Here is a 24,327-nt window from a genome sequence, read left to right as displayed (position 1 = left end):
CGATGTGCCTCGGCGTCCCCGGCAAGGTCCTCGGCGTCACGGGTGGCGACCTCCGGCTCGGCCGCGTCGCCTTCGCCGGGATCGTCAAGGAGATCTGCCTCGCCTACGTGCCGGAGGCCGAGGCCGGCGATTACGTGATCGTGCACGCGGGCTTCGCCATCAGCCGCATCGACGAGGCGTCCGCGCGGCGGACGCTCTCCTACCTGGATGAGCTCGGCGCCGCGCGCGAGGGGGAGGAGCCGCGATGAGGTTCATCGACGAGTACCGCGACGCGCGGCGCATCGAGCCCTACGTGGAGGCGATCCGGCGGGGGGTCTCTCGCCCATGGTCGATCATGGAGGTCTGCGGCGGCCAGACGCACGCCATCGTCCGCTTCGGCCTGGACGAGCTCCTGCCCCCGGAGATCTCGCTCCTGCACGGCCCCGGCTGCCCGGTGTGCGTGACGCCGATCGAGCTCATCGATCGCGCGCTCGAGATCGCCTCGCGCCGCGAGGTCACGTTCTGCTCGTTCGGCGACATGCTGCGCGTCCCCGGGTCGAGCGACGACCTGTTTGCGGTGAAGTCGAGGGGGGGCGACGTGCGCGTCGTCTACTCGCCGCTCGACGCGCTGGCGCTCGCCGAGCGCCTGCCGGACCGTGAGGTCGTCTTCTTCGCGGTCGGCTTCGAGACCACGGCGCCCGCGAGCGCGATGGCGGTGTTCGAGGCGCGGCGCCGCGGCATCCGGAACCTCTCGCTCCTCGTGTCGCACGTGCTCGTGCCACCTGCGATGGAGGTGATCCTCCGGGCGCCGGACCGGCGCGTCGACGGGTTCCTCGCCGCGGGCCACGTGTGCACGGTGATGGGCGTCGACGCCTACCGCCCGCTCGCCGCCGAGCACCGCGTCCCCATCGTGGTCACCGGGTTCGAGCCGATGGACATCCTCCAGGGCATCTTCATGTGCGTCCGGCAGCTCGAGGAGGGCCGCGCCGAGGTGGAGAACCAGTACGCCCGCTCGGTGCGTGTGGCCGGCAACGAGGCTGCGCAGCGCATGATCCGGGAGGTCTTCGAGATCGTGCCCCGGACATGGCGGGGCATCGGGCCCATCGCCCGGAGCGGTCTCGGGCTCCGGGCGCCGTACGCGGATCACGACGCGGAGCGGCGGTTCGGGGGTTCGGGGCGCAGGGCGCCGTCAGGCGACCCGGAGCCCCGAAAGTTGAACCGGGGTTCGGGGCGCAGGGCGCCGTCAGGCGACCCGGAGCCCCGAAAGTTGAACCGGGGTTCGGGGCGCAGGGCGCCGTCAGGCGACCCGGAGCCCCGAAAGTTGAACCGGGGTTCGGGGCGCAGGGCGCCGTCAGGCGACCCGGAGCCCCGAGCGTCGACCACCTGCAAGAGCGGCCTCGTGCTCCAGGGGGTGATCAAGCCGCCGGACTGCCCCGCGTTCGGCACACGCTGCACGCCGGAGACCCCGCTGGGCGCCACGATGGTCTCCTCGGAAGGCGCGTGCGCGGCCTACTACCGTTACCGGAGGGCGGACCCGCCGTGCCGTTCGAGATGAGCTGCCCCGTGCCGCTGCGCGAAAGGACGGTCCAGCTCGCTCACGGGGGCGGCGGGAGGCTCATGCGCGAGCTCATCGAGCGCGTTTTCCTGCCCGCCTTCGACAGCGGTCCTCTGTCGGCCCGTCACGATGGCGCCGTCGTGCGGCTCGGCGGCGCGTCGCTCGCGTTCACCACGGACACCTATGTCGTGCATCCGCGCTTCTTTCCCGGAGGCGACATCGGCACGCTGTCCGTCTACGGCACGGTGAACGACCTGGCCGTGACGGGCGCCCGGCCCGCTTACCTGAGCGCCGGCTTCATCGTGGAGGAGGGGCTGCCCATCGACGAGCTCCATCGGATCGCGCTGTCGATGCGCGCCGCTGCGGATGCGTGCGGGGTCGAGCTCGTGACGGGCGACACCAAGGTGGTCGACCGGGGCAAGGGAGATGGGCTGTTCATCAACACGGCCGGCATCGGCGTCGTGCCCGAGGGCGTGGCCATCGCGCCGCGCCGGGTCCGGCCGGGCGACGCCGTCCTCGTGTCCGGCGACGTGGGGCGGCACGGGATCGCGGTGCTGTCCGTGCGTGAGGCGCTGGCGTTCGAGGAGCCCGTGGAGAGCGACTGCGCGCCGATCGAAGGCCTCGCGGCGGGGCTGCTCGAGTCGGAGATTGACGTCCACTGCCTGCGGGATCCGACCCGCGGCGGGCTCGCGGCCGTGCTCAACGAGATTGCGCTCGACGCGGGCGTGCGCGTCGAGGTGGAGGAGGCGCAGATCCCCGTGGAGCCCGCGGTCCTCGGCGCGTGCGAGCTGCTCGGGCTCGATCCGCTCTACGTGGCGTGCGAGGGCCGCCTCGTCGCGTTCCTGCCGGAAGCTCAAGCGGAGCGCGCGCTGGCGAGCCTGCGCGACCACCCGCTCGGCCGTGGGGCAGCGCGCATCGGTCGGATCGTCGGGGAGGGGAGAGGGAGCGTCGTCCTGAGGACCCGGCTCGGGACCCGGCGCACGCTCGATCTGCTCTCTGGCGAGCAGCTCCCGCGCATCTGCTGAGATCGCGGGTCCCATGTACGCGACGAGGCTGCGACCGCGAGCGCCGCGTGCGGGCCGTCACCCCCCGTCGGAAGGGCGCGTCACGTCCTCCGGAGCGGCTCGTCATGTGCGCTCAGAATCAATCGGCCGTCACGTCGGCCCGGATTGCGGAGGCTGTCGGCCGCGGTCGCCCGACGGATCGTCTCCGCGAACAGGGCCGCGGCCTCGTCCAGCTCGGCCCGCGCTCTCACCTCGGTGACCGCGACGAGGAGGTTTCCCTCCACCTCCAACCCCGCGAACACGCGCCGGTCCAGCATCCGCTCCAGGAACACCGGCACCGGGCAGGGCAGCCGGAGCGCGAATTCGTTGAAGAACGGGCCGGCCGCCGCGGGCTCGACGCCGGGAATGGCGAGCAGCTTCTCGTGAAGGTAACGGGCCTTGGCGGCGCACTGCGCGGCGAGCTCCCGGAAGCCCCGTTCGCCGAGGGCCGCCAGGTAGATGGCGGCGCGCATCGCCTGGTGCGCCTGGTTCGAGCAGATGTTGCTCGTGGCCTTCTCGCGGCTCACCTGCTGCTCTCGCCACTCCATGACGAGCGCGAGGGCTGGCTGGCCATGGATGTCGCTCACCTCTCCGACGAGTCGCCCTGGCATGAACTCGCGCAGCCGCTTGGCGCAGGCGAGCACGCCGAGCGAGGGGCCTCCGGCCGACAGCGGCAGGCCGAGGGGCTGGCCCTCGCACGTCACGATGTCCGCCCCGAGCTCGCCCGGTGGCTTCAGGAGCGCCAGCGCCATCGGGTAGCAGGAGACATTGAGGAGGGCGTCGTGCTGCCGACAAAGGGCCGCCGCGGCCGGGATGTCTTCCAGGATGCCGAGGGAGTTGGGGGTCTGCAGGATGAAGGTGGCCGCGGGGCGGATGAAGGACTCGTGAAGCGAGCGCAGATCGAGCCGGCCCGACACGGGATCCGTGGCGACGTAGGCCACCTCGACCCCGCGCCCGCGCATGTAGAGCTCGAGGACCGACTTCCACTCGGGCCAGATGCGCGAGGAGGCGAGGACGCGTCGCCGGCCCGTGGCCGCGCAGGCCATCCAGGCTGCCTCCGCCATGGCCGTCGCGCCATCGTAGAGCGAGGAATTGACGATCCCGAGGCCCGTCAGCTGCGAGAGCATGCGCTGGTACTCGAAGAGGATCTGCAACAGGCCCTGGCTCATCTCCGGCTGGTAGGGGGTGTAGGCCGTCATCAGCCGCTCGCTGGAGGTGAGGCTGTCGACGACCGCGGGGATGTGGTGCTCGTAGACCCCACCGCCGAGGAAGCTCAGGTGGCTCCGGGTCGATGCGTTCCTGGACGCGAGGTCGCGCAGGTGCCTGCCGAGCGCCCACTCACTGTGGGGACGAGGCAGGCGGAGCTCCCTGCCGAGGCGCACCTCCTGGGGAATGGGGGAGAAGAGCTCCGCGATGCTCGTGAGCCCGAGGACCTCGAGCATGGCCTGGCGGTCGGCCTCCCGGTGGACGTTGTAGCCACAGATGAGCGGCTCGGGATGACTCTCCATCGTGACGAGCTCCAGGGGGCGACGTGCTCAAGCACGAAGATGGGGTGAGCCTCCGCGGACCGCAAGACGGCGAAGCAAGACCGCGAAGAAGGTCGACGGTTCGCCAGTGATTTCGCGCTCGCCGCGATCGGCGTGCTCGCCGCCAAGGCCCATGTGCCGGGCGCGGGGCAGCGAGGAGGGGGCACAGGGCCGCTTTGGTCCTTCGAACAGGTAGAACGGCACGACCGCGCTCGACCGCGCTGCCCGCCCGGACATCGCAGGACCCCCACTCCGGGGCAACTGTCGGGCGCAAGCAATTGCCGTCAACGCCAGCGTGGTTGGGCGGCAGCATCATCGCGCAGGCTGCCGGCGGGGCACTCGGCGGATGATGCCGAGCACGGTGGGGGCGCGGCGGCGGTGCTCCGAGAGGTCGGGCTCGTGCTGGCCCACGCCGGCGGGCCGCCGCGCTCGCCGAGCACGCCGGGCGCATGGAGGCCGCCCGCGCTCGTTGCCGACGATGAGCACCCCTTGAGTAACACCCGGCCAGCACGAGGCACGTGCCGGCGATGGCGAGCTCGACATCCGTATCGACCTCGCCGCGTCGGGCGGCGCTGGCAAGCGCAGCGACGTTTACAGAAGTGATCTCAGCGGTCCTGCGCTTGGGCGCGCCGACATCGTAGCAGGGCTCGATGCCGAGCCTTGAGAGCAAGCAGCGGAAGGTCAGGTCATCGAGGCCGGCGCGCTCTTACCTTGGCGATGATCTCATCGTGCGGGATTCCACCTCAACGTAGCGCGTTCTCCCTCTCCCAGCGCTCCTGCGCCGCAATCACGTCGTCCGCGGCGCGGACACTCGAGACGAAGAGCGCCGCGTGCGCGGGGTCGTCGAGGTCGAGGCCAAACCGGAGCATCTCGACGCGGTCGCGCGGCGGGACGGAGCGGAGGATCTCGGCGGCGGCGGAGCGGGCGCGGCGTCAGGAGGGCATATTACGAGCATCCCAGCGTTGCGGGCTGACGTCGTAAACGAAGAGTATACCAAGGTGCCGCTCGTCAATACCCGGCTGCCGTGCACGAGAAACGTCCTCGGCTGCGCGTCCGTGCCGGACCCCTGCGCTGGCGGGCCGCCCGTGCGTGAGCGCGACCGCGAATCGCGCTAGAAGAGCGTCGCCATGGCCCGCAGGCCCACGGGATCGCTCTTCCGCAACGACGCTGGTCGGCTCTACGTCCGCGTCCTCGTCGGCGACAAGGACCGCGAGAGCTTCCCTCTGGATCCCAAGCAGACCGCGGAGCAAGCCGAGCGGCACGAGGAGCTCATCGTCGACGTGGCCGTGCGCCTGCGCGCCTCGCGCAACGTCGCGCGCGACGCGATCGTCGCGCTGCTGGAGCGTGCTGTGGTGGGCGAGGGGAGTGCGCTCCGCGACGTCATCGCGGCGGTCGACGTCGTCTGCAGGTGCAGGACGTCGACCTCGAGCGCGGCGCGCTGCGCCTCGAGAAGAACAAGACCAGCGGCCCGCGCCCCTGGGTGCTGTCGCCCGGCGTGCCGCAGGCGCTGCGCGCTCGGCTCTCGCGCTTGGCGGCAACCGGCGCCCTCCGCGCCGCTCTTCGTCAACGAGGACGGCGATCGCGTCAGCGTCGAGCACGCGGCCGAGCGGCTCCGCGCTCACGTCCGGCTCGTCGGCATCGGTCGCCCGCAGCTCTTCGAGGACTCCGGCGAGCGTCAGAAGGTGCGCGCGCACGACACGTGCTCCACCTTCATCACCGTCGCCCTCGCGAACGGCCGGAGCGAGACCCGGGTTGCCGACCGGACCGGGCGCCGGAGCTCCGTCGTGAGCCAGAGGTACCGCCAGGCGGCCAGGACGTTTGCAGAGCTGGGCCTTGGCGAGCTAGCTTCCCTCGCCGAGGTGGTCGATCCCCGGGCTCGGGGGCAGGGGAAAAAGGCGCGGCAAGTGGCACGGAGGAGGTCGGGGAGGGGGCAGCGAGACGTGAAATAAGAATAAAATCAACAACTTGGCCCCGTGGCGAAATGGCAGACGCGGTGGATTTAAAATCCGCGGCCCCTCGCGGGCGTGCCGGTTCGAGTCCGGCCGGGGCTACCTCATGGGGGACGTGCCGAGCTGGCCCGCGCTGGCGTGATGGGGGGCTCGGTGTTTCCAGCTGAAGCCGCCAGCTCGACCATCCGCGGCGCCAGCTCGACCATCCGCGGCGCCAGCTCGACCATCCGCGGCGCCAGCTCGACCATCCGCGGCGCCAGCTCGATCTGAGCTGCTTGCCCGCTTCGAACGGGATCAGGTCGCTCTGTGTCCCACGTGGCGCCGACCTGCCGGGGACGCCGCGCCCCCGTCACGGTCTGATGGCGCTTGTCACGGTCTGAAGGGAAGCGGCGCGCGCGCCGTTTGGCGCTCCTCTGGGGCTCGACAAACCAAGTGGACTCGAGTAATGGGAGCGCCACTACATGGATCTGGACATCGATTGTCTGCGTGAGGCGAAGGTAGAGAACGTAGAACGCCTTGCACACGCTCTGGGCGTCAAGCTGCCCGAGCACAAGCGTCATGACAGGCGTGCTTACACCCGCGAGCTCATTCGCGTGGTGATGCAGGGCATCCGGCGCGACGCCGAGCGGTTTCGCAGCCGCAGGTTCTTCGGTCGCAGCTGACGATTCTACCCACACAGTACGCCCCCTGAGCGTGCCGGCTGGACTGTCCGTTCCCGCCGAGCCCTTGCTTGTTGCGCCTCAGCGTTGGTCGTCCCTCGCTCCTGGCCGAACCGTAGGCCCCCGGAGGGGCTGTTCTCCGCGCGGTGTGGGGGATGGGCCGATGTTTGAGCCTTTGCCTTTGCTCCTCCGGCTTGCCGGAGGAGCAAAGGCAAAGGCGAGTTCGGCGGGGCCCCCACACCGCGCGGAGAACAGCCCCTCCGGGGGCCGATCCGCCCGGAACCCCCTCCCGACCTCCCGACCTCCCGACCTCCCGACCTCCCGACCCCAGCCCCCCGCCCGCCGCCGGCTCCTCGCCGCCGCCCCCTACCGCCCCTGAGGCTTGCTCCGCATCGCCAGCCGGCTCCCCGTCACGCGGCTCCGCGCCGCCAGCAGGAGCGGCGCCGCCGGCGTGAGCGGATCGACCAGGTCGTTCACCTGGAGCATCGCCTTGTCCGTCACCTTCCACGCCGCCGAATGACCCGACACCCCCTGCTGGGGCGACCCCGCCAGATCCAGCGCTCGGCTCAGCTCCCGCCCCACCCGCTCGATCCGCGCGAGCTCCTCCCGCGACGCCCCCCCGTCCTTCGCCGCCGCGTAGATCGCCCGCACCACGCCGAGCAGATCTCGAACGGCATCGAATGGAAACGGCGGGGTGCTGACCGGAATGGGCACTGCGCCAATGTACAGCAACTCGCTGTTCGATGGAGCATTTGCATTCCGATGACGCGCATCAGATTTCCACAGGATCGTCGCAGTTGTAATTTCGAAAACAGAAAAAATCAGTTGAGCGGACCCACCGCCTCCTCCACCGCGGCGATCAGCGCCCCGCTCCGGATGAGCTCGGTCGCCGCCGCGATGTCCAGGTAGAGCGGCCGGTCCTCGACCAGCTCGGGCACCACCCGGCGGATGGCGGCGTGGGCCGCGGCCACCCCCGCGCTCGGGCGGAGCGGGCGCCGCTGGTCCACCCCCTGCGCCGCCGTGATCAGCTCGATCGCCAGCGAGCTGCGGACGTTCTCGATCACCTGCGCGAGCTTGCGGGCGCTGATGCTGCCCATGCTCACGTGGTCCTCGCGGCCGGCGCTCGAGGGGATCGAGTCGACGCTCGCCGGGTGACACAACACCTTGTTCTCGCTGACCAGCGACGCGCTCGCCACCTGGGCGATCATGAACCCCGAGTGCAGCCCGCTCCGCGGCGCCAGGAACGGCGTGAGGCCTGTCGAGAGCGCAGGGTTGACCAGCTGCTCGACCCGCCGCTCGCTGATGTTCGCGAGCTCCGCCGCCGCCACCGCGGCGAGATCCAGGGCCAGCGCCACCGGCTGCCCGTGGAAGTTGCCGCCCGAGATCAGCTCGGCGACCCCCTCTCCGCCCCCTTCTCCGCCTCCTTCGCCGAGGAACACCGTCGGGTTGTCCGTCACGCTGTTGACCTCCCGGGTCAGCACCTCGGCGGCCCAGGCGAGCGCGTCGCGCGTCGCGCCGTGCACCTGCGGCATGCAGCGGAGCGAGTAGGCGTCCTGCACCCTCGGGCAGTCCGCGTGGCTCTGCATGATCTCGCTGCCCCCGAGCAGCGCGCGCAGGTTGCCGGCCGTACCGGCCTGGCCCGGGTGCGGGCGCACCCGCATGAGCCGCTCGTCGAACGGGCGCTTCGAGCCCATCAGCGCCTCGAGGCTCACCGCGCCGGCGATGTCCGCGACCGTGCAGAGCGCGGCCGCGTCCCGCAGCGCGAGCGCGCCGAGCGCGGCCATGTACTGGGTCCCGTTGATCAGCGCGAGCCCCTCCTTCGCGGCGAGCTCGATCGGCGCGAGGCCGGCCTTCGCGAGCGCCACCGCGCTCGGCATGAGCTGCCCCTCGAGCCGCGCCTCCCCCTCGCCGATGAGCGACAGCGCGAGGTGCGCGAGCGGCGCGAGATCGCCCGACGCGCCGACCGAGCCCTGCGCCGGGATGCGCGGGCACACGCCGCGCTCGAGCAGCGCGGCGAGCAGGTCGAGCACCTCCGTGCGCACCCCCGAGTGCCCCAGCGCGATCACCTGCGCGCGCAGGAGGATCATCGCGCGCACCTCGGCGTCGCCGAGATCCGGCCCGACCCCGCAGGCGTGGCTCCGCACGAGGTTCCGCTGGAGCGCACGGATGTCGTGATCGGCGATGCGCGTCTCCGCGAGCGCGCCGAAGCCGGTGTTGATCCCGTACACCGCAGGCGCGGCGTCGCCCGCCGCCGCGATCGCGTCGATCGCCCGGCGCGAGGCCGCGGCGCGCTCGCGCGCCTCGGCGCAGACCGCCACCGGCCGCCCGCGCCGCGCGACATCCTCGAGATCCGCCAGCGAGAAAGGGCGGCCCAGGAGCAACGGAGACAGAGAAGGAGAGACGGCGGCGCGCGGCGTGGAGAGGGTCACGGGAGCGCACGCTAGAGCGGCGGATGCCTCGAGAAAAGCCGCTGGCGCCGCGATTCGCGGCGCCGCTCGGCCGCCCGCCAGCGACGGACGAGGCCTGGCAGCGACCCGGCTGGAAAGCGCGGAATCGTGCTCTGCCGCCGGCGACGGGTCGCCCCGCCGGCGACGGAAGAAGAATCCAGTGCCCCGCAGGGATCGATCCGCCTATCCTGCCGGCGCGCTCCGGCCTGCGCCGGCGCGCGGCCGCTTGCTTCCGATGCGCTTCGCCCTGGCCCACCTCGCCCCCCTCGCGCTCGCCGTCGCGCTCGCCTCGCCGAGCGCCGCTCAGCCCGTCGAGGGCGCGGACGCGGGGCCGGGAGCCCCGCCGGCCGCGGCAGACGCCGACCGCTTCGAGGAGCGGCTCGTGCTGGACACCGGCCGCTCGCCGCCGCCCCCGCCGGACCCGACCCGGTCGACGTTCTCGATGCAGGGCGAGTACCAGCTCCGCTATCGCGCCATGACCGACCTCCGGCTCCGGGCGCCGCCCCTCTCGGATCCGGGCGCGACGACGCTCGGGCAGAACCAGTACATCGCCCACTGGCTGCGCCTCTCGCCGCGCTTCCACTACAAGGACAAGGCCTCGATCGTGGCCCAGATCGACGTCGTCCGCGGGCTCATCGCCGGCGACACCACGCGGCACGTCGAGCAGGTGCGCGACGCGCGCGCCGCCCTGGCCTGGTACGACGTGCACCCGCGCTACCTCTACCTGGAGGTGCCGTCTTCCGTCGGCGTCTTCCGGGTGGGCCAGCAGGGCGCGCACTGGGGGATGGGGCTCGTCGCCAACGACGGCGATCGAGCGACCCTCTTCGGCGACTACGAGCGCGGCTCGCTCGTCGAGCGCGTCATGCTCGAGGCGACGCCGATGGGGCGGGCCGGGCCGCTCGTCGTGACCGTCGCGGCCGACCTCGTGTTCGAGGACAACGCGGCCGACCTGCTCGGGAACGACGTCGAGGGGCAGGACGAAGGGGAGGGCGATCGCGCGGTCCAGGCGGTCGTGTCGGCGCTCTGGCGCGAGCGGCGCGGCGAGGTCGGGATCTACGGCGCCCTGCGGCGGCAAGCCCGCGAGCGCCGCGCGAACACGAGCCCGGCCCGGTTCACCGAGGCGCTCGCGGCGGCGGTGATCGACGTGGCCGGCAAGTTCGACGCGCCGGTGCCAGGGGGCGGCGCCCACGTCTACGGCGCGCTCGAGGCCGCGGTGATCCTGGGCGCGGCGTCGTTCGTCCCGCGCGGGCCCGAGCCGCTCGCGGGCGCGGCGGCGGGGCGCGCGCCCGTGGCGGTGCGCTCGGTCGGCGGCGCGGCGACGCTCGGCGCGGTGCACGTCGCGGGCCGCGGGCTGCGGCCGGCCGATCGGTGGGGGCGCGTCGTCACCGAGCTCGAGGCCGGCTACGCGTCGGGCGACGACGACCCCAGGGACGACGTATCGCGGCGGTTCACCTTCGACCCGAGCCACAACGTCGGGCTCATCCTCTTCGACCAGGTGCTCGCCTGGAAGACGGCGCGCTCGGCCACGATCGCCGAGCGGGAGCTCTTCGCCGCGTCGCCCGAGCCCGGGATCAGGTCGCTGCCCTCCAAGGGAGGCGTGTTCGGCGCCGCCTACGTGAACCCGCGGGTCGTGGTGCGGCCGGCGCGCTGGCTCGACCTCAAGGCGGGCGCGGTCATCGCCGAGGCGACGGCCGACGTCGTCGACCCGCACAACCCCCGGGCGGGCGGCGTCCTCGCCAACTACGACGGCGGGGACAAGCGCCGCCGCGATCTCGGCGTCGAGCTCGACCTCGGCGTCGACGCGCGCATCGCGATGGGCAGGCTCGTCACCATCCAGCTCGGCACCGAGGCCGGCGTCCTCTTCCCCGGCGGCGCGTTCGACGACGCCGCCGGCACGGAGCTCCCCGATCAGTACCTGCTCACGCTCAAGCTGGGCGTGATCCACTGATCCGGCCGGGGCTCGCCGGTCCTCGAGCGAGCTCGCGCGCGACACGGCAGACGAGGGCCGCCCAGGGTGGTAGAGGGCGTCTGCGTGGCGGGCGCGGCGCGGCGCGGCGAGCGCGCGGCCCGTCGAGGCCGGGCGACGGCGCCGGCCGCGGCCTCGCCCTCCGGAGGAGAGACATGGGAGAGAAACGATGCGCAAACGACTCGCGCTGAGCCACCTTCCGACCCCGATCCAGCGCCCGCAGCGGCTGGCCGAGGCGCTCGGCGTCGACCTCTACGTGAAGCGCGACGACATGACCGCCGGCGCGGAGGCCGGCAACAAGATCCGCAAGCTCGAGTACCTGCTCGCCGCCGCGCGGGAGGAGGGCGCCGACTGCGTGATCACCTGCGGCGGCCTGCAGTCGAACCACGCGCGCGCGACCGCGCTGCTCAGCGCCTCGCTCGGCCTGCGCTCCGTGCTGTTCCTGCGCACCGCGGATCCGTCGGCCGGGGCGCCGCTCGGGGGCAACGTGCTGCTCGATCGGCTCGCCGGCGCGGAGATCCGGCTGATCTCGCCCGAGGCGTACCGGGGCCGCGACGCCGTCATGGCCGAGGCGGCCGCCGAGATCCGCGCGGCGGGCGGCCGGCCGTACGTGATCCCCGAGGGCGGCTCGAACGGCCTCGGCGCGCTCGGCTACGTGCGCGCGATGGAGGAGATCCGGAAGCAGCTCGACCTCGGCCTCGCGGGGGGCAAGCCGTTCGACGTCGTCGTGCACGCGTGCGGCTCGGGCGGGACGGCGGCGGGCTCGGCGCTCGGCGCGGCCCGCTACGAGGTGGCCGGCGAGGTGCGCGCGATGGCGGTGTGCGAGGACAAGGCGACGTTCGCGCGCGTCGTGGTCGCGATCATGGACGACGCGCGCTCGCTCGATCCGCGCCTCGGCGCGCCCGCCCACCTCGTGATCGACGACTCCGCGCGGGGGCCGGCCTACGGGGTGTCCACGCCGGAGCAGCGGGCGCGGATCGTGAAGGCGGCGCGGCTGTCGGGGCTCATCCTCGACCCGGTGTACACGGGCAAGGCGTTCTCCGGGCTCTGGGACATGGCCGAGCGGGGCGAGCTCTCGGGCAAGCGGGTGCTGTTCCTGCACACCGGCGGCCTGCCCGGGCTCCTCGCGCAAGCCGCGGACTTCACCGACGCCCTCTAGGGCGGGCCGCTCGCGCCGGCCGCGTCAGGCCCCGCCGCGCCACCACGCGTCGGCCAGCGACGCGTCTTCCAGCGTGTCGATCTCCATGTAGCCGCCGTGCGTGTCGATCTTGTGCAGGGCCGCGCCCGACTCGAGCATGTGCTGGAGCAGATCGATGAGGTAGGCGCGCCGGAACGAGCGGCCCTCGCGGAACTCCGGCCGCTCCGAGAACGCGGCGCGCGCGGCGTCGAACGCGGCCAGCAGCCGCGCGGCGCCCCGCGCCGACAGCTTCATCACCCCGATGAACTCGCCCGTCGCCGCCTCCGAGGGGATGCGGCGCGAGATCTCCACGACGCGGTCCCCGTCGGCGCGGAGCTTCTCGGCGTCGGTCTCGGGGTGCTGCGAGCGGTTCACATACCGGCGCCGCCAGTCCGTGTCGCAGGCGAGCGCGATGTCGTGCGGAGAGCGCACCAGATCCGCCACGATCCCGGGCCGGTAGACGATGTCCGCGTACGTCGAGACGAAGCCGCCCTCGAGGTGCTCGCGCGCGCAGAGGAGCGAGAGCAGGATGTTGTTCTGCTCCCAGTCGCGGTTCTCGACGTACGTGAGGTCCGGGTAGGCAGCCCGGATCACCTCGGCCTTGTAGCCGCAGACGAACACGACGTCCGACCGCTTGAAGCCGCCCGCCGCGAGCGCGTCGAGGATGCCGTCGAGCATCGGGCGGCCGAGGATGGGGACCAGCGTCTTCGGCAGCTCTTCGGTGAGGTGACGCAGCCGGCTGCCCCGGCCCGCCCCGATGATCACGGCCTTCACGGCTCCGCCGTTACCACGGACGGACTCGGGAGAGCCCAGGGACGTGAGGATCCGCGAGAAAACAAGCGGGATCCCGGCCTCCGTTACGGAAACGTGACGGTGCGCTGACCCCCTGCCGCGGACCACCGGGCTACGACCCGAGCATGGAGATCGCGATCGTCCTCATCGCCCACTCTACACTCTCGGTCTTTTTCCAGACCTTCTTCCTGCACCGGTACGCCTCCCATCGGATGTTCACGATGTCGAAGCGTTGGGAGCGGATTTTTCACTTCCTGACGTACCTGACGCAGGGCTCTTCGTACCTGGTTCCGTGGGTTTACGCGATCTTGCACCGCATGCACCACGCGTACAGCGACACGCCGAAGGACCCGCACTCGCCGCGGTACTACTCGAGCGTCGTCCCGATGATGCTCGACACCGCGAAGCGCTACGACGCGATCTACGAGGGCACGGCCGACGTGGAGCCGCGCTTCCGCGGCGGCTACCCCGAGTGGCGCACGCTCGATCGCATCGGCAACTCGTGGATCAGCCGGCTCGCGTGGGGCACGGGCTACGTGGTCTTCTACGCGGCCTTCGCCTCGCACTGGTGGCAGTTCCTGTTCCTCCCGCTCCACTGGACCATGGGCCCGCTGCACGGGGCGATCGTGAACTGGTGCGGCCACCGCTACGGCTACCGCAACTTCAACAGCGACGACGACTCCCGCAACACGCTGGCCCTCGACCTGGTGACGCTCGGCGAGCTCTTCCAGAACAACCACCACAAGTACGCGATGAGCCCGAACTTCGCGGTGCGGTGGTTCGAGATCGACCCGGCCTACCAGGTCATCCGCGTGTTCGCCTGGCTGGGCATCCTCCAGATGTCCGACAAGGTCCAGGTCGCCCGTCTCGAGCCCGAGGTCGCGCGCGCCGAAGGGTAGGGGCGACCTTCCCGCCGGCCGCGCGGGTGGTGGCCGGATTTGAACATGAAGGCGGGAAGGCGGGAAGGCGGGAAGAAAGATCAATGATCTTCCTGCCTTCCCGCCTTCATGTGAATCACTCCGGGGCAAATTGGGCCACCACCGCCGCGCGCGCAGCGCGGCCGGCCCGCGAGGCCGCGGAGCCGAGGCGCGCGGAGGCCCCGCGCGGAGGCCCCCTCGAGGTTACTCGAACAGCAGCCGGAACGCGCCGGGCACGTCCTTCGGCCCGATCGTCGCCTTGCGCTCGTTGAACTCCGGGAGACAGGCCTGGTAGGCCGCGTCCACCCGCAGATCGCTCCCGTCCCAGCTCGGCCGCCAGATCTCCATCGTGTCGCGCGCGAGGTCGATGACGTCCCTGAACTGCCCGCGCTCCTTCAGGATCTGCGTGCTGAGCCCGTACATCAGCAGCCCGCCCGGGATCGCCCCGAGCGCCGTCGTCGCCAGGGCCGGATAGCAGATGCGCGCCGTCTTCACCCCGAACTTCCCCTGGATCTCCGCCATCGTCTGGCGCTGCAGCTTCTTCGCGCCGGCGAGCGGGCCCATCGCGTAGACCGGATCGTCGCTCGGGTAGTCGTAGTCGCAGAACGACACGACGCTCTCGCCCTTCGCGAGCAGCCCCGCCGCGGCGAGCGGCTCGGCCCACAGGAGCGACGACGTGCCCATGAACTTGTTCGTCCGCTCGATGTCCGCGTCGTTCGCGACGTCCACCTCGACGAGCCCGAGCTTGCGGATGTTCTCGGGGCGCGAGAAATCCGGCACCTGGAGCACCGGGTCGAACGCGACGTCGAGGTCCTTCACCTTCGTCGGCCCGTGCTCCGCGTACCGCTTCAGCGCGCCGTTCGCGATGCCGTTCACGAGGTGCACCGCCCGATACCGCTCCTTCAGCGCGGCGACCACCTCGTCGATCACCTGCGGCTTCGTGGCGTCGTTGTTCCAGAAGCGCGCCGTGAGCCCCTCGGCCGCCGCCGCGTCCGTGATCGCCTTCACGTGGTGCGGGCCGATCTGCATCTTCTCGCTGTCGAAGTGCACCGCGAAGACGGCGGCCCGCTCCCCGAAGAGCAGCTGCAGGGCGAGCGCCCGGGTGATGCCGTTCGAGCCGCCCAGGATCAGCACCGCCGTGTCCGGGGCGATCTGCGTGCCGGCCGGGCTGATGCGGGCGCGGTGCGCCGCGAGCTGCTCGCTGGCCACGCGCGCGCCGTGCTCGGCCAGCGCGCCGACGAACGAGCGGCGATCCAGGCCGCCGAGAGGAAGCTTCTTGAAGGTCTCTAGGTCATCCATCACGTCCGGCGTCTTACCGTCTCCCGCGGTCCGCGTCACGACTGGACAGCTGCCGCCCGTCCCGGCGCTCCCCCGTCGCGGCGCCGAAGGGGGAGCCCCGCTCCGTCCGAGCCGTGATAGAAGGATCCCGTGAAGACGGTTCTTGTCACCGGCGGCAGCGGGTTTATCGGGCGCGGTCTCGTGAAGGAGCTGCTCGCGCGGGGGGATCGGGTGACGGTGCTGACGCGCGACGTCGGGCGGACGCAGGCGTCGCTGCCCGGGGCGCGCGTCGTGTCGTGGAGCCCCTACAGCGCGGGGCCGTGGTTCGAGGAGCTCGACGGGGTGGACGGCGTGATCCACCTGGCGGGCGAGTCGATCGTCAAGCGGTGGTCCGAGGACGCGCGGCGCGAGATCGTGAACAGCCGCATCGACACGACCCGCCTCATGGGCGAAGCGATCGGCAAGGCCAAGCGCAAGCCGAGCGCGTTCGTCTGCGCCTCCGCGGTCGGCTACTACGGCCCGCAGCCGGGCGAGAAGGTGCTCGACGAGGGCGCCCCGCCCGGGCAGGGCTTCCTCGCCGACGTCGTGGTCCGCTGGGAGGAGGCCGCGCGCGCCATCGAGGAGCAGCACGGCGTCCGCTCGGTGCAGCTGCGGATCGGCGTGGTGATCGGCGAGGGCGGCGGCGCGCTCGACAAGATGATCGCGCCCTTCCGGTTCTTCCTCGGCGGGCCGATCGGCGACGGCAAGCAGGTGATCCCGTGGATCCACCGCGACGACGTGGTGGCGCTGACCCTGCTCGCCCTCGACAGCGACGCGGTGCGCGGCCCCCTCAACGTGACCGCGCCGCACGCGGCGACCGGCGAGGAGGTCGCGCAGGCGATCGGCGCCGTGCTCCGCCGGCCGTCGTGGCTCCGCGTGCCCGAGGCCGTGGTGAAGCTCGGGATGGGCGACGCGGCCGAGATCGTGACCACCGGGCAGCGCGCCTATCCCCGGCGGGCGGAGGAGCTTGGCTACAAGTTCCGTTACGCCCAGCTGATGCCCGCGCTCGAGTCGATCTTCAGCCGCTGAGCGAGCGGCCCGCGCCTCCGAGCGCCCGCGGCGGAGCGGGCGCCCGTCCGCCCCGGCGGCGAAGGGTCTGCCTGGGCAGCTGGGCGCCGCGCCGCGGCGCCCAGCTGCTGCCACGCAAGAAGAGCCGCCGGTGGCGCGCTGAGAAGTCGACCGTTGTCGAGCAGCGCACCATCGGGAGCCCGGACGGCGGTTTCCCAGCGCTCCCCCAAGCGCTCCGTCCGCTTCCATGCTTACGACATCGCGCGCCGAGAAGCTTTCGGGATGAGTTGGATTGGCGCGTGCAGGGTATCCCGACTCATGGGCGCAGCGCATCCCCCCATCGCGACGCCAGACACAAAGTCGTTAGGGGAATCCCTTTGCCGCAGCGCACAATCGCGGGGTTGCTCGTCGGAGGCGGTTTTCCAGCGCGTGAGCGGGGGTGAGGAGCGGACGCAGCCAGCTGTCGCCGTCCGGACAGGCAACCACCCCGGCGTCGCCCGGCGCGGGGCGGCGCGGCCGGGGGCGGACAGGCGCGCTCGTACGCTCATGGGCTGATGCCGCGACTCTGGAGGATCTCGCGCACCACGGCCTGCGCGGACGTGGGCAGCTCGGCGAGCGAGGCGCGGGCGAGCTCCACGAACTTCATGCCGCGCGCGCGCTTCAGCGCCTCGACGGCCGCGGCGCGCTCCTCGGCGCCCTCGTGCTGGAGGATGCCGAGGAGCATCTCGCCGGCCTCGAGCGTGTCGATCTTCGCGATCGCGCGCACGGCGCTGGCGCGGACGGCGGGCGCCTGCGACTCGCGGTAGATGCGGGCGAGCGGATCGAAGGCGTGGGCGAAGCGGAGCTCCTCGAGCGCGCGGGCGGCCTCGTGGACGACGGTGGGGTCGGGGTCCACGAGCGCGTCGCGGAGCGTGATGAACGTGCGCTTGTAGAGGAAGCGGGAGAGCGCGCGGACCACGGCCACCCGGATCTTCGGCTCGGGGCGGCGGAACAGGTGCTCGAGCGGCGAGAGGATCGTGTAGAGCTCGACGGTCGCGAGCTGCTCGGCGAGGCTGATGAGCTGCTGCGCGGGCGAGCGCTGCGCCGGGGCGGCCTCGGGCGTCGCGCCCTCGACGGCGAGCGCGGTCAGGCGGGCGAGCATCGCGCGGCGGCGGGTGACCTCGGACCACTGCGCCGGGTCGAGGACGATGTCGCCGCACGCCTGGCTGGCGCTGCCGGCCTGCTCCCACTCGACCAGGTCGATGTGCCAGACGTCGGGGAAGCCGAGCTCGTGGCGGAGGTGCGCCGGCAGCGGCGACGCGTCGATCGGCAGGTCCTGCGCGTTCACGTAACGGCCGCCGGCGCGGGCGTAGTGCTTCTTCCGGGTCTCCTCGAGCGGCAGCTGCGTGAGGGCGCGGTAGACGCTGCCCACCTTGCTGTACTGCCCCGCCTCGCCGAGCGCGATCACGGCGGCGAGCAGCGCGTTCTCGGCGATCTCGGGCGGCGCGGCGCGCTTCTGCGAGACGGCGGACACCTCCTGCCAGAGCCGGGCCTGCGCGAGCACGGCGAAGTTGGCGACGGCGGTGAGCCCCTCTTTGCGCGCGTAGGCGGCCATCTCGCGGGCGAGCGTGGCGGCGGCGGAGATCTCCCCCTGCTTCTCGGCCGCGGCGACGGCCTCCTCGTAGGACTGGAGCGCGTAGTAGCGCAGGTGGTCCTCGCGCAGGATGCGGATGACGTTCACGTAGCCCTCGAGGACGTGCTCGAAGGCGCGGCTCTCGCGGCCGACGGCGATGAGGACCTGGTAGCAGTCGAAGGCGCGCTCGCGCTGGCCGATGGTCTCGTACCGGTCGGCGGCCTCCTCGAGCAGGTGGACGGAGGCGAAGACGGCCTCGCGCGCGGCCGTGGCGTCGCCCGTGCGGAGCGAGGTGCGGGCGAGGTTGAAGCGGGCGAGGCCGGCGGCGTAGAGGTCGCTGCCCGACGAGGAGAGCAGCTGGGCGAGGCGCGACCAGAGGGCGCGGGCGCGGGCGAAGTCCTGGCCGCGCTCGCGGGCGATGGCGGCCTGCGCGACGAGGCCGGCGGCCTCGTACTCGTCGGCGGCGCGGGCGTAGAGCCGCTTCTGCCGCTCGGGGTCCTGCTCGCGCTCGGCCCAGGCGAGCACGGTGCGCGCGCGGTCGATGGGCGGGACGTGTGCGATGAGGGGGCGCTGGCTGTGCTCGCCGCCCGCGTACCAGGCGACGGTGAGGGCGCTCCTCGGGTCGCCGAGCCGGACCAGCACCTCGCGGAGCTCGTCCGTCATGGCGACGTAGTCGTCCTCGCGGGCGATGGTGTGCTGGAGGGCGCTGAAGAGCGCGTCGCGCGCGCGAGAGAGATCGCTCCTGGCCAGCGCGGAGCGGGCCTCGTCGCGGAGCTCGTGCAGGGGGCGGACGCCTTGGGTCATGCGCGGAGCGAGCGTAGTACACCACGGCGGCGGCGGCCGGAGGGGCGCGGCGAGGGAGGGGCCGTAGAACATCGCATCGCTGGCGCGGCGTGAGGCGCCCCGCGGAACCGCGCGATCCCGGCTGTAGCTCTGGCGGCGGGCTGCTAGAGGGGCGGCCGCCATGAAGCTGCTCCTCCGGATCCTGCCGCTCGCCTGCTCCGCCGCTGCCGCCGCCTCGTGCGGCGGCGGGGTGGAGCGCACGCCGCTCGTCGTCGAGGTGGGGAGCGCCGCGGCGCCGCGCGAGGGAGCGCCGGGGTCGCCCGACGCGCCGGGCGCCGCGGCGCCGCGCGACGGGGCGCCGGGCGATCACCGCTTCTGCGGCTGGCTGCACGAGTTCCTCGGCGACCCCGCGTCGACGGAGCTCGGCTACGACACCTTCGCGGCCCGCGCCGAGGCGTTCGACGCCGTCCACCCGAAGTGGTGGCGCGTCGCCTCGCCGACCACGTTCGAGAACCACCCGCGCGGCCGGTCCGCGCCGTTCGCGGGCTTTCACGACCAGCGCGTCCTCGACCGCACGACGCTCGGCGGCGGGCGGACCCGGCTCGTCCCGCTCGTCGCCGCGGTCGACCGGCCGGACGTCGTCGCGGTGCACGCGATGATCCACGAGCCCGCGCTCCGGGCGCAGCACGTGGCGGGCCTCGTGGCCCTCGCGGTGGACAACGGCTACGACGGGCTCGACATCGACTACGAGCACCTCGCGTCCGTGCTCGGGCCGGGCGAGACCGTGGAGGCCGAGCGGGCTTCGTTCTCGGCGTTCATCGACGAGCTCTCGCGCGCGCTCCACGCGGCCGAAAAGACGCTCTCGCTCGCGGTCCCGGCGGTCGCCTCCGCGACGGGGGTGTTCGACTACGAGGCGCTGAGCGCCTCGGCGGATCACGTGCACGTGATGAGCTACGACTACCACTTTGGCGGCGGCGCGCACGCCGGCCCGGTCGCGCCGCTCGGGTGGGTCGAGCGGACCGTCGCGTACATCGGGGGCCTCGAGGGCGGCGCGCGCCGCGAGAAGTTCATCCTCGGCCTGCCGAACTACGGCCTGCTCGGGCCGGAGGCGCCGGGGGACGGGGGCGCCGTGGTGGGGTGCGAGCCGCTCGGCAAGTGCCTGGAGCTCGCGGGCGGCGACGGCTACGACACGAGCACCGACCACATGCGCCGGTGCCCGGAGGACGGGGCCGCGCGGTTCGCGGCCGGGAGGGCGCCGAACCAGGTCCTCGCGAGCGGAGAGCGCCTGTTCTTCGAGGACCTCGCGTCGCTCGAGGAGAAGGTCGCCGCCGCCAGGCGCGGCGGGCTCGGCGGGGTGACGTACTGGAGCATCGGCGGCGAGCCGGGCGGGGCGGCGTTCTTCTCGATGATCGAGCGCCACTTCCCGAGGTGATCGCGCCGCGGCGCGCCTCAGACCTTGAGGAAGATGCCCCGGCGGTGGAGGGGGTAGAGGAGCACGAGCCAGAGGGCGACGGCCGCGAGCGCGAAGGCGAGGGAGGCGTTCAGCGGCGAGAGCCACGACGCGAAGAGGCGCGTGTAAACGAGCTCCAGCGCGCTCGTCCTCGCGCCGTCGTCTCCCGTCCTGCTCACGTGATAGAGCAGGTGTCCCATCATGGTCGAGCCCACGTAAGCCGCGATGGGGTTGGCGCCGAAGATCAGGAACGGAGCGCCCCAGCGCCGCCATCCCTTCAGGTCCACGATCCACACGCAGGCGGCGAGGACGACCGCGGCCACGCCGGCGGTGAACAGCGCGAACGAGCTCGAGTACAGGCTGCGGTTCCACGCGAACCAGGGCGCCCAGGCGGCGCCCAGCGCGATCCCCGCGGCGCCGGCGGCGAGGAGCCCGGCGACGCGCGCCTGGAGCCCTACGGGCGCGGTGAGCCAGCGGCCGCCGAGGCTCCCCAGCATCACCGTCATCGCCGCGGGGAGGGTGGGGAGGATGCCCATCGCGTCCCAGCCTTTGCGCGCGATGTGCCCCTCGAGGAAATACCGGTCCACCCGGGCCGCCAGCGTCTCGTGCGGATCGTCGAGCGGATAGAGCCGGAGGACGAGCCAGTAGCCGATCAGGGCCGCGGCGATGATGCCCGCCTGCTGCCGGGCGGTGGTCTTGAGGCAGAGGAGCGCCGCGAGCACGTACGCGGCGCCGATGCGCTGGAGGACGCCCGGGATGCGCAGCGCCGTCAGGCGCTCCTCGGGAAAGAACGGGAACGCCGACAGGAACAGCCCGAGCAGGATGAAGATCGCGCCGCGCCGGACGATCTGGAGGGCGAGCTCGCGGTCGGTCGCGCCGCGCGCGCGGCGCCCGGACATGGAGATGTGCAGGGTCACGCCGACGATGAAGAGGAAGCAGGGAAATATCGTGTCTGCGAGTGTGCAGCCGTCCCAATACGAGTGGGCCAGGGGCGGATAGATGGCCGGGAAGCTGTCCTGGAAATTGACCAGGAGCATCGCGACGATGGTCATTCCGCGGAAGATGTCCAGCGATTGGAGCCGCATGCGATGAATGTAGTGCGCGTGGCATGATGAGCCATGACGGCGTCTCTCCATCGTGCGTTGTCCGTCAGCGGCATGACGAGGGCGTTGCTCTGTACGTGCCTGTCCGGCGTGCCCGGCTGTTCGGGGGTTCGCGGCGCCGGCGCGCCTGCCTCGGCCTGTCGGGCGCCGGCCGCCGGACGGTCCTGGTCGCGCGGCCCGGCGGGGGGAGCCGGCGCGGGCCGGGCGAGCGGAGCGATGGCGGCGCGGCCGAGCGGAGCGATGGCCGGCGATCTCGGGCGGGCCGGCGGCGCGCGCCGGGCCGCCGCGGCGGCGCGGGCGGGCCGCCGCGCGTGCGCGCGGGGCGAGCGCGGCCGTCTCGCCGCGTGGTATGGTGCGCGCCGTCACAGCGAGAGGAGATTTCTGCCATGGCACGCACCCCGTCCACGATGCTTGAGCTCGGCACTCCGGCGCCCGACTTCCGGCTGCCGGATTTCAACGGAAAGCAGGTGGCGTTGTCGGACTTCACCAGGGAGCGGGCGCTCCTCGTGATGTTCATCTGCAATCATTGTCCGTTCGTCAAGCACGTCCGTCACGAGCTCGCCCGGCTGCGGCGCGACTATCGCCCCGAGGACGTGGCCATCGTGGCCATCAACCCGAACGACATCGTCGCCTATCCGGCGGACAACGCCGAGGCGATGGCGAGGGAGGCGCGCGAGTTTGGTTATACGTTCCCGTACCTCCTCGACGAGGCGCAGCGGGTGGCCAAGGCCTATCGGGCGGCCTGCACGCCGGATTTCTACCTCTTCGGCCCGGATCGCCGGCTGGTCTACCGCGGTCAGCTCGACGACAGCCGCCCTGGCAACGACGTCCCGGTGACCGGCCGCGACCTCCGCGCCGCCATCGACGCGGTCCTCGCGTCGGCGCCCGTCCCCTCGGATCAGCGCCCGAGCATCGGGTGCAACATCAAATGGAAGCCCGGCAATGAGCCGGAGTATTACGGGCGAATTTAGCGGGAATTACAATCGATTGGATCCGGGTGGAGGTCCGCTCGGCGTGGCAGGCTCGCGCACGTGTCCCGCCCTCGCTTCGCTGCCGAGAGCCTCCGCTCGGTCCCGCCGCGCGATCGCGCCGTGCTGCTCCGGCTCGGCATGGATCTGGACGACCCCGAGGCCGCGAAGCTCTTCGTCGAGGGCGTCCGCACCGGTGACCCGCCATGGCGGAGCAGGAGCGCTGGGAGCGGGAGCATCTCGGCTGAAGCGGAGCATTCCGGCCTGCCGTGCACACTTTCCATGCCCGGCGCCGTCGATCTGGCGAGGGGCCCGTAGTATCCTCCCGGACATGGGCCCGCGACGAGACAGCGCTGCCCCCGCCAGGAAGCGTGTGATCCCCGAGAACGACCCGGTCTGGCAGGCCGTGCTGCGCGCGCCGACGCGCTACGACGAGGAGATCAGCGACGAGGAGCGTGCCGCGGTAGCGGCTGACGCGAATGCTCCGGGGATTCCTGGCGAAGTGGTGACAGCTGAGATCCGGAAGAGGGCGGAAGCCGAGGGGGCCTTGGCGGAGTACGAGGAGATCATTCGGGCCCACGGGCGCGCACCGTCCCTTCCTCGATGACCTAGCGAGTCGAGTGGACGCCGCAGGGCACCATCTCGCTTCAGCGGATCCCATGGCAGGACGTCGAGCGCATCGACGCGGCTGTCCAGCGCGTCGCAACTACCGCAGAGGGCGACGCTTACCGGCGTCCCGGAGACGACATCACAACCGTGCGGCTCCTACGACGTCCGCGCCACGTTCGACCCATGGGACGGCACGATGCGGGTCTGGTGGGTGTACTCGGTGCAACGCCCGCTCGCCGAGCGCGGCGAGGCACCACGTCGCCGCGACGATGCGGTCGCCTTCCTCGGCTAGCCGCCCGCCTCCGGCGCTCGCTGGCGGCACCGAGGTATGCCTTCGAGGGCTGGGCGTCGATGCCGCCGAGTGGTCGGAGCGACGCTCGTGGGCCGCCGCCGCTCCGCCGCCGAGATCCTCCGCTCGGTCCCGCCGTGCGACCGCGCCGTGATGCTCCGGCACGGCCTCGACCTTGACGACCCCGAGGCCGCGGAGCTCTTCGTCGAGGGCGTCCGCGCCGCCGACGACGCGATCGCGGAGCAGGAGCGCTGGGAGCGGGAGCGCCTCGGCTGAGGCGCGAGCATTCCGGCTTGCCGCGCGCATTTTCCATGCCGGACGCCGTCGCTCCGGCAGGAGGCCCGTAGTACCCTGCCGGCATGAGCCCCCGACGAGACAGCGCCGCCCCCGCCATGGCCCCCGACCTCGACGACGATGAGGATCCGGTCCTCCGCGCTTTCCGCCTCGCGCCGGTGGTCTACGACGAGCAGATCTCGGACGAGGAGCGCGAGGCGGTCGCGGCCGGAGCGGCGGGGCCCTTCACGCCGCACGAGGAGGTGAGGGCCGAGATCCGGCGGCGTGCGGAAGCCGAAGGCGCTTCGGCGGAGTACGAGGGGATCATGCGGGCCCGCGGGCGCACGGCCTCTCGTCCTCAATGACGTGGATCGTCGACTGGACCCCGCCCGGACGCGTCGCGCTGGAGCGTCTCCCGTGGACCGACGCCGCCAGGATCGATGAGGCCGTCGAGCGCTTCGCCCGGGCGGGCGAGGGCGACTTCTACCGGCTGCCGGAGGACGACGCTGTGACGCTGCGCCTGCGCGTCGGTTCGTACCGCGTGCGGCTAACGCGTGACGTGACGTACGGGAGCGGGTGCTGCGGGTCTGGTGGGTGTACCGGGTGTAGCGCGCCCCGCGGCCGGTGATACGGAGCGCTCCTGCGTTCGTGCCCTCTACTCGCACGCGCAGATCCCGCCGTGGTGTGAGCAGCATCCGCGTCGTGGGGTGGAGCAGGTTGGCGACACGCTGCCGTCGCAGCAGCAGACACGGCCGACGTTCTGAGCAGCGCGCTCCCGAGCCTCGGCGGCCCGCTCGGGAGCGCGCTGCCGCTCCCGCGCGGACTCGGAGGCGGCATCGTGCAGCCTGGTGAGCGTGTTCCGCAGGGAGGCCGCCTCGTAGGCGTCGTCCGTCGCGGCGAAGATA

The 24,327-nt window shown here is 72.4% G+C and carries 24 protein-coding genes and 1 tRNA gene; 17 read left to right on the top strand and 8 right to left on the bottom strand.

From position 1 onward, the window contains the following. Positions 1–2 precede the first annotated feature (2 nt). Genes WME98_RS07875 through hypE form a run of 3 tightly spaced genes read left to right on the top strand, consistent with a single transcriptional unit; the run spans position 3 to position 2,559 of the window. A complete protein-coding gene (locus WME98_RS07875; RefSeq protein ID WP_437953962.1) occupies positions 3–248 on the top strand; it encodes a HypC/HybG/HupF family hydrogenase formation chaperone in 246 nt (81 codons plus the stop codon). After that, positions 245–1,534: a hydrogenase formation protein HypD gene (gene hypD / locus WME98_RS07870; RefSeq protein ID WP_437950718.1), complete on the top strand. Its 1,290-nt coding sequence runs from the start codon at positions 245–247 to the stop codon at positions 1,532–1,534. Before WME98_RS07875 ends, hypD begins: the two co-directional genes overlap by 4 nt. After that, complete coding sequence (gene hypE / locus WME98_RS07865) at positions 1,531–2,559, top strand: hydrogenase expression/formation protein HypE (RefSeq protein ID WP_437950717.1); 1,029 nt, start codon at positions 1,531–1,533, stop codon at positions 2,557–2,559. Before hypD ends, hypE begins: the two co-directional genes overlap by 4 nt. A gap of 80 nt (positions 2,560–2,639) precedes the next feature. Here hypE and gcvPA read toward each other — a convergent pair whose 3' ends face one another. Both gcvPA and WME98_RS07855 read right to left on the bottom strand, forming a co-directional pair. Further along, a complete protein-coding gene (gene gcvPA / locus WME98_RS07860) occupies positions 2,640–4,085 on the bottom strand; it encodes an aminomethyl-transferring glycine dehydrogenase subunit GcvPA (RefSeq protein WP_437950716.1) in 1,446 nt (481 codons plus the stop codon). Between the two features lie 761 nt (positions 4,086–4,846). Beyond that, positions 4,847–4,972: a hypothetical protein gene (locus WME98_RS07855; protein WP_437950715.1), complete on the bottom strand. Its 126-nt coding sequence runs from the start codon at positions 4,970–4,972 to the stop codon at positions 4,847–4,849. Between the two features lie 258 nt (positions 4,973–5,230). Between WME98_RS07855 and WME98_RS07850 the strand changes: the two genes are divergently transcribed. The 3 genes from WME98_RS07850 to WME98_RS07840 all read left to right on the top strand — a co-directional run bounded on the left by WME98_RS07850 (position 5,231) and on the right by WME98_RS07840 (position 6,714). Further along, positions 5,231–6,052 (top strand): hypothetical protein, encoded by an 822-nt coding sequence (locus WME98_RS07850; protein ID WP_437950714.1) that lies wholly within the window; start codon positions 5,231–5,233, stop codon positions 6,050–6,052. Between the two features lie 18 nt (positions 6,053–6,070). Continuing rightward, a tRNA-Leu gene (locus WME98_RS07845) sits at positions 6,071–6,154 on the top strand. A gap of 359 nt (positions 6,155–6,513) precedes the next feature. Continuing rightward, the gene (locus WME98_RS07840) at positions 6,514–6,714 is read left to right on the top strand and encodes a hypothetical protein (RefSeq protein ID WP_437950713.1); all 201 of its coding nucleotides are present in this window, start codon (positions 6,514–6,516) and stop codon (positions 6,712–6,714) included. A gap of 363 nt (positions 6,715–7,077) precedes the next feature. Here WME98_RS07840 and WME98_RS07835 read toward each other — a convergent pair whose 3' ends face one another. Both WME98_RS07835 and hutH read right to left on the bottom strand, forming a co-directional pair. Beyond that, a complete protein-coding gene (locus tag WME98_RS07835; RefSeq protein WP_236644122.1) occupies positions 7,078–7,425 on the bottom strand; it encodes a hypothetical protein in 348 nt (115 codons plus the stop codon). Positions 7,426–7,532: 107 nt separating this feature from the next. Further along, positions 7,533–9,140 (bottom strand): histidine ammonia-lyase, encoded by a 1,608-nt coding sequence (gene hutH / locus WME98_RS07830; RefSeq protein WP_437332843.1) that lies wholly within the window; start codon positions 9,138–9,140, stop codon positions 7,533–7,535. Between the two features lie 178 nt (positions 9,141–9,318). Between hutH and WME98_RS07825 the strand changes: the two genes are divergently transcribed. Together WME98_RS07825 and WME98_RS07820 are read left to right on the top strand one after the other, a co-directional pair. Beyond that, on the top strand, positions 9,319–11,106 hold the full coding sequence (locus tag WME98_RS07825; protein WP_437950712.1) for a hypothetical protein: 1,788 nt from the start codon (positions 9,319–9,321) through the stop codon (positions 11,104–11,106). A 187-nt stretch (positions 11,107–11,293) separates the two neighbouring features. Then, a complete protein-coding gene (locus tag WME98_RS07820; RefSeq protein ID WP_437950711.1) occupies positions 11,294–12,283 on the top strand; it encodes a D-cysteine desulfhydrase family protein in 990 nt (329 codons plus the stop codon). A gap of 24 nt (positions 12,284–12,307) precedes the next feature. Here WME98_RS07820 and WME98_RS07815 read toward each other — a convergent pair whose 3' ends face one another. Beyond that, positions 12,308–13,075 carry an NTP transferase domain-containing protein gene (locus tag WME98_RS07815; protein ID WP_437950710.1) on the bottom strand — a complete coding sequence of 256 codons (768 nt, stop codon included), beginning with the start codon at positions 13,073–13,075 and terminating at the stop codon, positions 12,308–12,310. A 143-nt stretch (positions 13,076–13,218) separates the two neighbouring features. Between WME98_RS07815 and WME98_RS07810 the strand changes: the two genes are divergently transcribed. Further along, positions 13,219–13,992, top strand: a complete 774-nt coding sequence (locus tag WME98_RS07810; protein ID WP_437950709.1) for an acyl-CoA desaturase — start codon at positions 13,219–13,221, stop codon at positions 13,990–13,992. A gap of 222 nt (positions 13,993–14,214) precedes the next feature. Here the strand turns inward: WME98_RS07810 and WME98_RS07805 are convergent, their stop codons facing one another. Further along, positions 14,215–15,309, bottom strand: a complete 1,095-nt coding sequence (locus WME98_RS07805) for a hypothetical protein (protein WP_437950708.1) — start codon at positions 15,307–15,309, stop codon at positions 14,215–14,217. 129 nt (positions 15,310–15,438) lie between these two features. Between WME98_RS07805 and WME98_RS07800 the strand changes: the two genes are divergently transcribed. Then, complete coding sequence (locus WME98_RS07800; RefSeq protein WP_437950707.1) at positions 15,439–16,356, top strand: TIGR01777 family oxidoreductase; 918 nt, start codon at positions 15,439–15,441, stop codon at positions 16,354–16,356. 523 nt (positions 16,357–16,879) lie between these two features. Here the strand turns inward: WME98_RS07800 and WME98_RS07795 are convergent. Beyond that, a complete protein-coding gene (locus tag WME98_RS07795; RefSeq protein ID WP_437950706.1) occupies positions 16,880–18,751 on the bottom strand; it encodes a HEAT repeat domain-containing protein in 1,872 nt (623 codons plus the stop codon). Positions 18,752–18,911: 160 nt separating this feature from the next. Between WME98_RS07795 and WME98_RS07790 the strand changes: the two genes are divergently transcribed. Then, the gene (locus WME98_RS07790; RefSeq protein WP_437950705.1) at positions 18,912–20,162 is read left to right on the top strand and encodes a glycosyl hydrolase family 18 protein; all 1,251 of its coding nucleotides are present in this window, start codon (positions 18,912–18,914) and stop codon (positions 20,160–20,162) included. A gap of 17 nt (positions 20,163–20,179) precedes the next feature. On the opposite strand, the gene WME98_RS07785 is transcribed toward WME98_RS07790, so the two are convergent. Further along, on the bottom strand, positions 20,180–21,265 hold the full coding sequence (locus tag WME98_RS07785) for an acyltransferase family protein (protein WP_437950704.1): 1,086 nt from the start codon (positions 21,263–21,265) through the stop codon (positions 20,180–20,182). Between the two features lie 404 nt (positions 21,266–21,669). Here WME98_RS07785 and WME98_RS07780 point away from each other — a divergent pair, with 404 nt between their 5' ends. The 6 genes from WME98_RS07780 to WME98_RS07755 all read left to right on the top strand — a co-directional run bounded on the left by WME98_RS07780 (position 21,670) and on the right by WME98_RS07755 (position 24,050). Further along, positions 21,670–22,254, top strand: a complete 585-nt coding sequence (locus tag WME98_RS07780) for a thioredoxin family protein (RefSeq protein WP_437950703.1) — start codon at positions 21,670–21,672, stop codon at positions 22,252–22,254. Positions 22,255–22,314: 60 nt separating this feature from the next. Next, positions 22,315–22,569, top strand: coding sequence for a hypothetical protein (locus WME98_RS07775; protein WP_437950702.1), 255 nt, complete (start codon positions 22,315–22,317; stop codon positions 22,567–22,569). 55 nt (positions 22,570–22,624) lie between these two features. Further along, positions 22,625–22,858 carry a hypothetical protein gene (locus WME98_RS07770; RefSeq protein ID WP_437606230.1) on the top strand — a complete coding sequence of 78 codons (234 nt, stop codon included), beginning with the start codon at positions 22,625–22,627 and terminating at the stop codon, positions 22,856–22,858. A gap of 363 nt (positions 22,859–23,221) precedes the next feature. Beyond that, on the top strand, positions 23,222–23,425 hold the full coding sequence (locus WME98_RS07765; protein ID WP_129578484.1) for a hypothetical protein: 204 nt from the start codon (positions 23,222–23,224) through the stop codon (positions 23,423–23,425). A gap of 83 nt (positions 23,426–23,508) precedes the next feature. Beyond that, positions 23,509–23,787, top strand: coding sequence for a hypothetical protein (locus tag WME98_RS07760; protein WP_437950701.1), 279 nt, complete (start codon positions 23,509–23,511; stop codon positions 23,785–23,787). After that, entirely contained in the window at positions 23,784–24,050 is a 267-nt protein-coding gene (locus WME98_RS07755) for a type II toxin-antitoxin system RelE family toxin (protein ID WP_437950700.1), read from the top strand. The genes WME98_RS07760 and WME98_RS07755 overlap by 4 nt, the downstream gene beginning before the upstream one ends. Positions 24,051–24,327: the final 277 nt, after the last annotated feature.

The organism is Sorangium sp. So ce296 (genome assembly GCF_051529605.1).
GTDB lineage: Bacteria > Myxococcota_A > Polyangia > Polyangiales > Polyangiaceae > Sorangium > Sorangium cellulosum_D.
The sequence above is the reverse complement of the archived record's forward strand: the minus strand, read 5'-3'. Positions and strand labels throughout refer to the sequence as shown.

What these genes read in the sequence shown, in the direction of transcription:
- WME98_RS07875 (WP_437953962.1), top strand. Translation starts at nt 3, where the DNA reads ATGTGCCTCGGCGTCCCCGGCAAGGTCCTCGGCGTCACGGGTGGCGAC.
- hypD (WP_437950718.1), top strand. Translation starts at nt 245, where the DNA reads ATGAGGTTCATCGACGAGTACCGCGACGCGCGGCGCATCGAGCCCTAC.
- hypE (WP_437950717.1), top strand. Translation starts at nt 1,531, where the DNA reads ATGAGCTGCCCCGTGCCGCTGCGCGAAAGGACGGTCCAGCTCGCTCAC.
- gcvPA (WP_437950716.1), bottom strand. Translation starts at nt 4,085, where the DNA reads ATGGAGAGTCATCCCGAGCCGCTCATCTGTGGCTACAACGTCCACCGG.
- WME98_RS07855 (WP_437950715.1), bottom strand. Translation starts at nt 4,972, where the DNA reads ATGCTCCGGTTTGGCCTCGACCTCGACGACCCCGCGCACGCGGCGCTC.
- WME98_RS07850 (WP_437950714.1), top strand. Translation starts at nt 5,231, where the DNA reads ATGGCCCGCAGGCCCACGGGATCGCTCTTCCGCAACGACGCTGGTCGG.
- WME98_RS07840 (WP_437950713.1), top strand. Translation starts at nt 6,514, where the DNA reads ATGGATCTGGACATCGATTGTCTGCGTGAGGCGAAGGTAGAGAACGTA.
- WME98_RS07820 (WP_437950711.1), top strand. Translation starts at nt 11,294, where the DNA reads ATGCGCAAACGACTCGCGCTGAGCCACCTTCCGACCCCGATCCAGCGC.
- WME98_RS07810 (WP_437950709.1), top strand. Translation starts at nt 13,219, where the DNA reads ATGGAGATCGCGATCGTCCTCATCGCCCACTCTACACTCTCGGTCTTT.
- WME98_RS07805 (WP_437950708.1), bottom strand. Translation starts at nt 15,309, where the DNA reads ATGGATGACCTAGAGACCTTCAAGAAGCTTCCTCTCGGCGGCCTGGAT.
- WME98_RS07795 (WP_437950706.1), bottom strand. Translation starts at nt 18,751, where the DNA reads ATGACCCAAGGCGTCCGCCCCCTGCACGAGCTCCGCGACGAGGCCCGC.
- WME98_RS07790 (WP_437950705.1), top strand. Translation starts at nt 18,912, where the DNA reads ATGAAGCTGCTCCTCCGGATCCTGCCGCTCGCCTGCTCCGCCGCTGCC.
- WME98_RS07785 (WP_437950704.1), bottom strand. Translation starts at nt 21,265, where the DNA reads ATGCGGCTCCAATCGCTGGACATCTTCCGCGGAATGACCATCGTCGCG.
- WME98_RS07780 (WP_437950703.1), top strand. Translation starts at nt 21,670, where the DNA reads ATGGCACGCACCCCGTCCACGATGCTTGAGCTCGGCACTCCGGCGCCC.
- WME98_RS07760 (WP_437950701.1), top strand. Translation starts at nt 23,509, where the DNA reads ATGAGCCCCCGACGAGACAGCGCCGCCCCCGCCATGGCCCCCGACCTC.
- WME98_RS07755 (WP_437950700.1), top strand. Translation starts at nt 23,784, where the DNA reads ATGACGTGGATCGTCGACTGGACCCCGCCCGGACGCGTCGCGCTGGAG.